This window comes from Clostridium cavendishii DSM 21758 (assembly GCF_900141845.1).
GTDB classification, from domain to species: Bacteria; Bacillota; Clostridia; order Clostridiales; family Clostridiaceae; genus Clostridium_AG; species Clostridium_AG cavendishii.
The window spans coordinates 1-1977 of record NZ_FQZB01000047.1 but is presented as its reverse complement, the minus strand read 5'-3'; the positions used below and the strand labels follow the sequence as shown (position 1 = coordinate 1977).

Here is a 1977-nt window from a genome sequence, read left to right as displayed (position 1 = left end):
AATATGATGGTTACTTAATACCAAGCTATAGATATTTTTATCTACCTTAATTACTGTTAATCTTATAAGAATATCTTTATCTAGTTTAAATTTATTTTTCTTATCTTTGCTAATTATATTATTGACATAAGATTCTTTATCAATATTTTCTTCACTGATATCTTGATAGATTACATTGGTTTTCCTATCATTAAATACAATTTGCATATTCTTATTAAAATTTTTACTATCAAAAACAGTTCTTAAGATATCGTGTCTTGCTATTAATTTATTAAAGCTTTCTTCTAATATAGAAATATCTAAATCACCTTTTATTTTCAATGTTAGTGAATTATGATATGCTTCCGACTCATCATCAGCTAATGTATGATATAACATACCTTCTTGCATTGGTGATAATTGATAGATATTTTTTATATTGTTTATATCTTTTAAATATGGCTTTAATTCATATAAACTTATATTTTCCTTTGTTATATCCGATGCTGTTTTCTCACTTTCTTCTTTGCTTAAGCAATAATTAATAATATTAATAAGATTTGTTTTATAATTATTTGCTAGTAAAATTATAGTTTGTTCATTATATTGATTATCACTGTACCTTATATTTAATATTAATTTCTTATCTTTAAGTATTCCTAAGAAATCCAATAGATATAAATTTTTACTATTTAAAGAAACAGCTATGCCTGAGCTTAAAGGTGAAGAAGTAAAAATATCATTGTTAATATCTTCATCAAATTGTCCTAAATAGTTAAAGCATATTTCTGGCTTTAAATTAAACTTAATCTTATCTTTAATTTCAGAATTAGAACAGTATTTTATTATTCCATAAGAAATTCCTTTATTAGGTATTCTTCTTAATAAATCCTTTGTATTTTTTATTAAAGTATCAAGATTGTTATCACTGTTTTTCAAAATTACTGGATATTGAGATGTAAACCAACCTATTGTTCTTGTTATATCTACATCTTTTATTATTTCCTCTCTTCCATGAGATTCCAAGTTAATTAAAGTATTTTCTTCTCCTGTCCATTGACTTATTGTTAGCGATAATGCCGCTAATAATATGTCATTAATTTCTGTATTATAAGCTTTATTTGAATACTTTAATAATTTCTCTGTTTCTTCCTTTGATAATGATGTTCCTATATTTCTTAGGCTTCTTAGATTTGGATTTTCTTCATTTTTATCTTTAGGAAGAGTGCGTATAGATTGACCTTCTATACCATTCCAATATTCTAATTGTTTCTTTATAATATAAGTGTTTGCATATTCATTTTGCTTAGCTGACCATTCTTTAAATGAGGTGGTTTTTTCTTGAAGTACTATTTCTTGCCCATTTTTAGCCATCATATATGCTTCTTGTAAATCTTCAAATAGTATTCTCCACGAAACTCCATCTACAACTAAATGATGTATTACTATTAATAAATGATCTCCTTCATTACTCTTGAATAAGCCTAATTTAACAAGTGGTCCTTCTTCTAAATCTATGCTACTTTGAATCTTAGTACATAAATCTCTTATTTCATCTTCATTAATAACATTATTTGTACTGTAATTATAAATATTCAAATCATAAAGAGAGTCATTTATTCCTCTATTTATTTGCCTTATTAGACCATTTTCGTTTTTATATACCATTCTTAGAGCATCATGATGATTAACTATAGCATTAAATGATTTAATTAGTAGTTTTTCATCAAAGCCTTCTTTGCTAAACAACATCATTGCCTGGTTCCAATGATTACTTTCTTCAAAGTTCATTTCAAAGAACCATTTTTGTATAGGGGTTAGTTCTACTTCCCCAACTATTTCGTCTTGATTAATCTTTAAAACAGTATTCTTTATATTTTTACTTAATTCTTTTATGGTTGAATTTGTAAATAAATCTTTAACTTCAAAATAGTATCCTTTTGCTTTAGCTCTTGATATTACTTGTATTGATTTTATAGAATCTCCGCCTAAATTAAA

The 1977-nt window shown here is 25.0% G+C and carries 1 protein-coding gene; it reads right to left on the bottom strand.

Annotated elements, in window-relative coordinates:
* Positions 1–1977, bottom strand: a 1977-nt coding sequence (locus BUB01_RS22560) for a condensation domain-containing protein (RefSeq protein WP_242958472.1), incomplete at both ends; no start/stop codon positions are given.